Source organism: Mycobacterium sp. E2989 (assembly GCF_001667595.1).
Lineage (GTDB): Bacteria > Actinomycetota > Actinomycetes > Mycobacteriales > Mycobacteriaceae > Mycobacterium.
In genome coordinates this window covers 93,459-101,510 of the sequence record NZ_LZJX01000095.1, presented here as the reverse complement: position 1 = coordinate 101,510, position 8,052 = coordinate 93,459, and the positions used below count along the sequence as shown (strand labels likewise).

Sequence of the window (8,052 nt, the reverse complement as noted above, 5' to 3'; positions counted from 1 at the left end):
GCGAACTCTGCCCGGAGTGATGCCGGTGAACCCGTCGACGTTGCGGATCTTCACCCACTGGGGCATCACCCGATAACCGCTGGTGAGCACCACGGCCTCCACCGAGCCGTCGCGGTCCTTGATGTCGATGGTGCGGTACTGCTGGGTCTGGCTGCACGACGGCGGGCGTGTCGTATGACTGGCACCGTCGATGGTCAGGCGCGCGGCCTTGCGGGGCGTGGTTTGGGCCTGCCCGCATCCGGCCACGCCGACGTCACCAACGACGCGTACACGATCAGCGGCAGCGCGTACGGCATCAACAGCAGCAACAACCCCAACAAGGTGATCACGACCGAGTTCAAGATCATCGCCGAGTGCTGACGCCGTCCGGGGTGCGGGCCTAGGCTCGGTGACATCGAGCGATGGAGGGGCCGGTGAAGGAACGTTTGCACTGGTTGGCGATGCACGGCTTCATCCGGGGCGTCGCGACGCTGGGGGTGCGGCGGGGCGACCTGCACGCCAGGTTGATCGCCGATCCAAGGGTGGCCGCCGACCCGGTGCCCTACTACGACGAACTGCGGGCCGCCGGCCCGCTGGTCAAGGGCCGCGTCAGTTATCTGACGGCCGACCACGCGCTCGCGCATGAGTTGCTGCGCTCCGACGACTTCCGCGTGCTGGTGTTCGGGTCGAACCTGCCGGGGCCGTTGCGCCGGTTGGAGGAACGCACCCGCGACGACCTGCTGCATCCGCTTCGCGCGCCGTCGTTGCTCGCCGTCGAGCCGCCGGACCACACCCGCTACCGCAAGACGGTGTCGGCGGTGTTCACCCCCAGGGCGGTAGCGGCGTTGCGCGATCGCGTGCAGCAGACCGCCGCCGACCTGTTGGATCGGCTGGCCGCCGAATCCGGACAGGTCGTCGACGTTGTGGGCCGGTATTGCTCGCAGCTGCCGGTGGCGATCATCAGCGATATTCTCGGCGTCCCCGCCGAAGACCGGCGGCGCGTGCTGGAGTTCGGCGAACTCGCCGCTCCCAGCCTGGACATCGGGCTGACCTGGCGGCAGTACCGCAGCGTGCAGCGAGGGCTGGAAGGGTTCAGCTCGTGGCTCGCCGGGCACCTGAGCGAGTTGCGCCGCAACCCGAGCGACAACCTGATGAGCCAACTGATCCAGATCGCCGAAAGCGGCTCCGCCGAAACGTATTTGGACCCCGACGAGCTGCAAGCGATCGCCGGGCTGGTGTTGGCCGCCGGGTTCGAGACGACGGTCAACTTGCTGGGCAATGGGATTCGCATGCTGTTGGACGCTCCCGACCGCCTGGACACCTTGCGCCACCGGCCCGAGCTATGGCCCAACGCCGTCGAGGAGATCCTGCGGCTGGAGTCGCCGGTGCAGCTGACCGCCCGGGTGGCGCTGGGCGACGTCGAGCTGGCCGGTCAGCAGCTTCGCCGGGGCGACCTGGTGCTGGTCTATCTGGCCGCCGCCAACCGCGATCCGGCGGTGTTCGCCGAGCCGCACCGCTTCGACATCGAACGGCCCAACGCGGGAAGGCATCTCGCGTTCTCGGGCGGCCGGCACTTCTGTTTGGGTGCGGCGCTTGCGCGCGCCGAGGGCGAGGTGGGGCTGCGCACGTTCTTCGACCGGTTCCCCGAGGTCCGCGCGGCGGGCGCGGGCAGCCGGCGCGATACCCGCGTGCTGCGCGGCTGGTCGTCGCTGCCGGTGGCGCTGGGGCCGGCCCGGTCGATGGCCCGCGTCGACGGCTAGGGCATCCCCCGTTGACACCCGGGGAGTTACCGAGTTTATTTGCGCTATGACAGACGTGTCTATGATCTCGGTCGAGGATGTCGTACTCGGGCTATGGCAGGCGCTCTCGCGGCGGGACTGGGAGGCGGTCAAGACGTTCCTGTCCGATGACTGCCTCTACGTCGACATGCCGGTGCCCGCGTTGTCGGCGCGCGGACCCGAAGACATCGTCAAGCGGCTGAAGATGGGGCTCGAGCCGCTGGCCGGTTACGAGAACCACGACGGCGTGCTGGTTTCCAACGGTTCCGACGTGCTGTACGAGCACTCCGAGACGTGGACGTTCGAGACGGGCGAGCAGGGCGTGCTGAGGTTCGTCACCGTCCATAAGGTCGCGGACGGGAAAATCACCGTCTGGAAAGACTATTGGGACATGAACAGTCTCGTCAGCTTCGCTCCCCCGAACCACTTCGAGAACCTCGCGACGGCCGACACCAGCTGGGTCTTCGACGCGACGAGCTTGGTCTAGCGGAACCGTCCACTCGTTTCTCTCCCGGTGTGAGCGCACGAGCACTCCCCCAGAACTGACCAAGCGGAAGGTTCAGGGCTGGGTGGCCAGACTGAGAGACGCGTCGGCGCGCGCCACCACGTTGTCGCCGTGGCGGGTTGGTCAACGGCGAGCCCTCTTACGCGGGGCGGGCACGCGCGATGCTTACCAAATGGATAGGAAACTCTATCCCTAGAGGCAACCCAATCTGGCTTCCCGGCCATTCCGGGAGCAGTGCTTCGTCCATCACCATTTTCTTCATGATTCGGCATGAACCGCGCAACGACGATGCACATGACCGAAAGGACGTCGACGATGCCATGACCGCCAGCAACATCCACCCGCCGACCGCCGCCGACCAGCAGAACCCTCTCCGGTCGGCGTTCCGGGCCGCCTTCATCGTGGCTGTGACTGGTGGCACCTTGGCCGGCACCGGGCTGGTCCTGTGGCTGTTGAAAGCGCTGGCGACGAGCAGGTACGGCGTCTACTTCGGGGTCTAGCCCGAAGTGGTCTCGGAATCTTGAGGAGGTCCCATGGTGAAGTCGGAGATCGCGGTTGTGCTCGCCCTGTGCGCCGCGCTGGCATCCGCGATCGGCGCGGTGAGCCGTCAACAGTCCGCGCACGAGGTCACCGACGAGCCAGTCGGCCACTGGGAGTTGTTCCGCATGTCGTTGCGCGACACCCGGTGGTGGCTTGGCGGCGGCGGTGCCGTTGCCAACTACAGCCTGCAAGCCGCCGCGCTGGAGGTCGGGTCGGTGATGTTGGTGACGGCGCTGCAGGTGACGGCGCTGCTATTTGCCCTGCCGGTCAACGCGCGGCTGACCCGTCAGCGGGTGACCCGCGGGCAGTGGATGTGGGCGACGGTGCTCGCCGTCGCTCTGGCGGTGGTGGTCACGGTTGGCGACCCGACGGCCGGGCAGTCGCAGGGGTCGCCGGCAACCTGGACTCTGGTGGCCCTGGTGTTGGGTCCGCTACTGGTGTTCTGTGTCCTGGGTGCGCGCAAGTGGCCCGGTCCGCGTGCGGCGGTACTGCTGGCGGTGGTGGCCGGTTCGTCGCTGGCCCTGTTCGCGGTGCTGACCAAAGCCGTCGTCGCGGCGGCCGGACACGGTTTCGGGGCGCTGCTGTGCGCGCCGGAATTCTATGTCTGGATACTGGCGGCGTTGGCGGGGATGGTCTTTCAGCAGTCTTCGTTTCGCGCCGGTGCGCTGACCGCCTCACTGCCGTCGGTGACCGTGGCCAAACCGGCGGTGGCATCGGTCCTGGGCATCGTGGTGCTCGGCGAGACCCTGAACGCCGACGGCGTGGGCGTGATGGTCCTGGCGTCGGCGGCGATAGTGGTGATTGTCGCGATAGTGGCGCTGGCCCGCGGCGAGGCCCATACGGGGGCGTTCAGTAGTGAGCAGAACGCGCAAACCTCGGCCGATGCCGACACCGGCTGGGTGTTCGGCGCGCCGGCCTTGGTCTGACCGACCGGTCGGCGGCCTGCATTCGGCCCTCCGCCGACGCTAATCCTGTTGCGCCACAGGATGTTCGGCGATGCCGGCGCTTGGGCGTTCGGATGGTCACCCCTCGTCCTCCGACCATCCGATCGCTTGGGAGCAGCGCCGGTCATCGCCGACCGCTACAAGTACTGCTGGACTCCCCCGTGTCCGTGGCAGGTGCCGCCCGCATGCGGGTGTTCGCTGAACGACCAGCTGCCGTCCGCGCATTTCGCGGTGGCACCGGGTGGCTGTGACGGGCCTTGTTGCGGATAGGGCACGCAATCGCCGGAACTGGCGATGTAACAGCCGGGCGATGAGTGGGCCGGTGCTGCCAGACCGCTTGCGGCGGCGGCGACGACGGCGGCGACGAGAGTCGCTCGAAGCAACATGCTCCCAAATCCTTCTGGTCCTGCGATGGATGGTGACGTTGCCCGATTCGTCGATCGGAGCCTATGCCGCGCGGGGATTTCTCGGGGGGTGAATTGGAAAAATTCGCCTACGACTCGGCGAGCTTCCGCAGGCGTTTGAGTGTGTCGGCGACGGTGCGTCCCACCTGGCGCACGGCGATCCGGTCAGCGATGTACCCGAGCAGTCCCCCGGGCGCCTGATACGACAGCCGGAACGTCACCTTCGTGCAGCCGTCGCCGCGGTCGCGCAACCGGATCCGTCCGCGCAGCGTGACCCCGGTGATGCCCACCCAGGCCAGGTCCCGGCCCTCGTCGAACTCGACCACCTCGATCAGCCCACCCACGGGCACCGAGCCGATCTTCCAGTGAACGGTGTAGCGCGCACCGACGCCGGCCGGCTTGTCGTTCGACGACTCCCAGCGCTCCAAGTTCGTCATGAACGACGGGTAGCAGTCCGGGTCGCTGACGATCTTCCAGACCGCGTCGCGGTCGGCGTTGATGACGCAGCGGCGTTCGACGCGCATCAGCCGATCACCGGGAATCGTCGCTCGGCGGCCAGCCGGTCGACACCGCCCTGCAGGCTGGCCATGACCTTGTCGTGCACCGCTTGGTCTTCGAATTCCGAGCCGTCGACCTCGATCGGGTCCTGCACCTCGATCACGATCTTGGTCGGCAACGGAATGTGGCCCGCCAGGTCGCTGATGTTGAGGCCCCACGGCAGCGCCAGCGAGATCGGGATGCTCTTGAGCCGGAGCAGCTTGTCGGCCATCAGCAGCTTGGCCAGCCACTGCCCGCGGTTGAGGAACAGCGCGCTCTCCTGGCCGCCGACGCTGGCGACGGGAACGATCGGCACGCCGGTTTCGCGGGCCAGCCGCACGTAGCCCATGCGGCCGCCGAAGTCGACGGTGTGGCGTTCCCACGACGGGCGGAAGACCTCGTAGTCGCCGCCGGGGTAGACCAGCAGCGCCGCCCCGGATTCCAGTGCGAGGCGGGCGTTTTCGGGGTTGGCGGCGACCGTGCCGAACTTGCGCAGCCAGCCCAGCGGTGGCGCGGAGACGACGAGGTTGTGGGCCAACTGATAGAAGGGCCGCTCGACGCCGAAATAGGAGCAGAACGCGAGGGTGAAAACGAACGTGTCCGGGGGCACGTTGCCGCCGCTATGGTTGCCGACCAGCAGCACCGGCCCCTCGGCCGGGATGCGGTCCAGGCCCCGCACGTCCGCGCGGAAGTACAGCGACGCCAGCAGCCAGGTTCCCGGAAGTTGGTCGCGGATGTAGTCCGGATCGCGCTGATCGAGGTCGGCTTTGGGCACCCGCGACACGACCTGATCGCGGGCCCAGTTCAAGACGTCGCCCATGGTCGCCATTGGGGCGGGGTACCCCGGTGCTACCGCACGTCAAACGCCATAGAGGCGGGCGGCGTTGCCGTGGGCGATCAGGTCGACCACCCGGATGGCGTCGCTCGCGCTCCAATCGCCGTCGGCCACGAAGTCCCGCAGCACGCGATGAATTGCCCTGCGCCACAGGGCCGCGCCGAGGAAATGCAGTTCGGCGGGCCCGAACCCGTCCGACGAGTACAGGATTTTGCCGAAGGGGGCCAGCTCAAGCAGCCGGGCGACGAACGCCGGTGACCGCGCGCCCAGCTGGTTCACGGTCAGTCCGCCGTCGACATAGACGTTGTTGAAGGCCTGCGCCAGGTAGCCGGCCTCCCGCTCGTACGGGTAGCAGTGCAGCAGCACGATCGGGGTGTCCCCGGACCGCCGCAGGAAGTCGAGCAGCAGCAACGGGTTGGTCTTGTGCAGGTCGCAGTCCCTGTCGCCGAGGCCGACGTGGAATTGCAGGGGCTTGCCCAGTCGGAGCGCCTGATGGAGACCGAAGCGCAGCAGCACCCGGTCCTGCAGCCGGGTGCCGCCGGCGTCGCGCCACCGGGCGGCGGCCTTGGTCACCTGCGCCGGTGACGGCTCGCTCAGGTCGCCGTCGAAGCCGCCCCGGTAGGCCAGGATCGACTTGGTGCCCACCGCCGTCGCCGCGCGCCGGCGCAGGATGTCCTCGAAGGCCCTCGCGTAGTCGCCCGGCGCCCGCGCGGCCTGCTCGGCGACCTGCTCGAGGCGCACCACCTCGTGGGCGCGGTTGCCGGAGAGGTTCGCCATCTCGTCCGGCCCGGCGGTGTCGGCGCCGATCCCGGTGTCCACCAGCCAGTCGCTGACTCCGGCGGCCGACAGGAACGTCCGGGCCAGGTCGGCCTCGCTCAGTTGGCTGCGGCGATCCCAATAGGATTGGGGCTCAGCATGTTTGGGCAGGCCCAGCAGCGGGGCGCAGTGGGCGCGCACGGCGAAGCCGAGCTGAGAGTCGAAGCCCGACCCCACGATGGGCTCGGTGTTGGCCTCGTTGAGCGCGTTCTCGAACCGCCGCCGGTCCCCCGCCGTCAACCAGCATCCGTGCGCGTGCTGGTCGATCAGGGCCACTTCGCCGACGTGCCGGGCCAGCGCGGAGGAATCAGGCGCCATGACGAGCCCGTCACACGCTCCAGGCCATGCGGAACTTGTCCGCCAGTTGCTCGGCCTCCAGGCCGCCGTACCGCTCGTGCTCCAGGCGCCGCACCGCGACCACCATGTCGACCGTTGGATCGCCCAATATGCCCCGCATTAGCTCCGAGCCGTCCAGTGCGGCAATGACTTCCGCCTGTTGCCGGTGCAGGGTGGCGATCCCGTTGCGCTCGCGATCGGCATCGGACAGGGTGGCCGGGTCGACGGTGATCTCCGGTGGCAGCGGCGCTCGGCGGTTGATGCCGTCCAGCGCGAGCCCCAGAATCGCCGCCGACGCCAGGTAGGGGTTCGCCGAGGGGTCCACGATCTTGACTTCGACGTTCCCGCCACGCGGGTTGCCGGGCCCGCCCTCGATGAATCGCACCGCCGCCTCGCGGTTCTCGGTGCCCCAACACGCGTAGGCGCCGGCCCAGTTGCCGGGGTGCATCCGCAGGCCGGACACGATCGACCCGCACAGCACGGCCTGCGCCTGCGGCAGTCCGCGGACCACCCCCGCCACGGCGCTCCCTCCCGCCACCGTCATGCCGCGCGCGCCCGTGCCACCGGAGAACAGCGGCTCCTCCGACATGGTGAGCGAAAAATGTTGGTGGGCACCGGATCCGACGCCGTCGGCGAACGGTGCGGGCGAGAAGCTGATGCGAAGCCCGTGGCGGCGCGCCACGCGGCCGATGACGAGCCGCAACAACACCAGCTGGTCGGCGGAGGCCACCGGCGTTTGGGGCGCCACGGACAGTTCGAATTGGTTGGCGCCGTACTCGGGATGAAACTGGTCGATCGCGATGCCGGCCACCGCCGCCGAGCGGGTCACGTCCCGGACGAACGCCTCGTGCTCGAGGATGCCGGCCAGCCCGTACTGCGCCCACAGCGTCGTCGGGAGGCGGGCACCGTCGGGGGCGACCAGCAGGAATTCGACCTCGTGCCCGATCACCGCCTCGACACCGGCCTCGGCCAGCGCGGCCTCGACGCGGCTCAGCGTGCCGCGCGCGCAGGCCGGAACGGGCGCGCCGTCCTGCTCGAAGAACCCGGCGGGCGCCCACGCCAGCCCGTCGCCGACGATGCGCATCGCCGACAGGTCGATGCGGAGGCGCTGGTCGCCGATCACCCCGACATCGGGGGTGAAGGCGATGCCGCTCTGGTCGATCGCGAAGGCGTGCCACGAGGGGCTGGCGCCGAGGCCGGGATTGGCGAACGCGTTCGTCCGCCGGAGCGGGACCGTCTTGGCCAGGATGAGCCCCGCGGGGTTCACCACGGTGCCGATCACGGTGTCGACGCCCTCGGCCTCCAGCTGGGCGATCGCCGCGGCGGCAAGCGGTGTGCCGGTCATGGCAGTCATTGTGCAGCCTCGAGGCCGCCGAAT

The 8,052-nt window shown here is 68.9% G+C and carries 11 protein-coding genes; 5 read left to right on the top strand and 6 right to left on the bottom strand.

What is annotated here, in order from left to right:
- Positions 1–246, bottom strand: a 246-nt coding sequence (locus A5680_RS16745; RefSeq protein ID WP_197499801.1) for a lipoprotein LpqH, incomplete at its 3' end; no start/stop codon positions are given.
- Between A5680_RS16745 and A5680_RS25825 the strand changes: the two genes are divergently transcribed.
- The 5 genes from A5680_RS25825 to A5680_RS16725 all read left to right on the top strand — a co-directional run bounded on the left by A5680_RS25825 (position 223) and on the right by A5680_RS16725 (position 3,728).
- The gene (locus A5680_RS25825; protein ID WP_156675142.1) at positions 223–360 is read left to right on the top strand and encodes a lipoprotein LpqH; all 138 of its coding nucleotides are present in this window, start codon (positions 223–225) and stop codon (positions 358–360) included. The genes A5680_RS16745 and A5680_RS25825 overlap by 24 nt on opposite strands.
- 53 nt (positions 361–413) lie before the next feature.
- A complete protein-coding gene (locus A5680_RS16740) occupies positions 414–1,739 on the top strand; it encodes a cytochrome P450 (protein WP_055403458.1) in 1,326 nt (441 codons plus the stop codon).
- 61 nt (positions 1,740–1,800) lie between these two features.
- Positions 1,801–2,244 (top strand): nuclear transport factor 2 family protein, encoded by a 444-nt coding sequence (locus A5680_RS16735; RefSeq protein WP_055403429.1) that lies wholly within the window; start codon positions 1,801–1,803, stop codon positions 2,242–2,244.
- Between the two features lie 278 nt (positions 2,245–2,522).
- Positions 2,523–2,762, top strand: a complete 240-nt coding sequence (locus A5680_RS16730; RefSeq protein ID WP_055403428.1) for a hypothetical protein — start codon at positions 2,523–2,525, stop codon at positions 2,760–2,762.
- Positions 2,763–2,795: 33 nt separating this feature from the next.
- On the top strand, positions 2,796–3,728 hold the full coding sequence (locus tag A5680_RS16725; protein ID WP_067821260.1) for a DMT family transporter: 933 nt from the start codon (positions 2,796–2,798) through the stop codon (positions 3,726–3,728).
- A gap of 155 nt (positions 3,729–3,883) precedes the next feature.
- Here the strand turns inward: A5680_RS16725 and A5680_RS25345 are convergent, their stop codons facing one another.
- From A5680_RS25345 to A5680_RS16705, 5 genes are all read right to left on the bottom strand, one after another.
- The gene (locus A5680_RS25345) at positions 3,884–4,132 is read right to left on the bottom strand and encodes a DUF3761 domain-containing protein (RefSeq protein WP_082459860.1); all 249 of its coding nucleotides are present in this window, start codon (positions 4,130–4,132) and stop codon (positions 3,884–3,886) included.
- 107 nt (positions 4,133–4,239) lie between these two features.
- Positions 4,240–4,674 (bottom strand): SRPBCC family protein, encoded by a 435-nt coding sequence (locus A5680_RS16720; protein ID WP_055403426.1) that lies wholly within the window; start codon positions 4,672–4,674, stop codon positions 4,240–4,242.
- Complete coding sequence (locus tag A5680_RS16715) at positions 4,674–5,516, bottom strand: lysophospholipid acyltransferase family protein (RefSeq protein WP_067821257.1); 843 nt, start codon at positions 5,514–5,516, stop codon at positions 4,674–4,676. The genes A5680_RS16720 and A5680_RS16715 overlap by 1 nt, the downstream gene beginning before the upstream one ends.
- Positions 5,517–5,546: 30 nt before the next feature.
- Positions 5,547–6,656 (bottom strand): amidohydrolase family protein, encoded by a 1,110-nt coding sequence (locus A5680_RS16710; RefSeq protein WP_067821255.1) that lies wholly within the window; start codon positions 6,654–6,656, stop codon positions 5,547–5,549.
- A 10-nt stretch (positions 6,657–6,666) separates the two neighbouring features.
- Positions 6,667–8,019 carry a glutamine synthetase family protein gene (locus A5680_RS16705; RefSeq protein WP_067821253.1) on the bottom strand — a complete coding sequence of 451 codons (1,353 nt, stop codon included), beginning with the start codon at positions 8,017–8,019 and terminating at the stop codon, positions 6,667–6,669.
- Between the last annotated feature and the right edge of the window lie 33 nt (positions 8,020–8,052).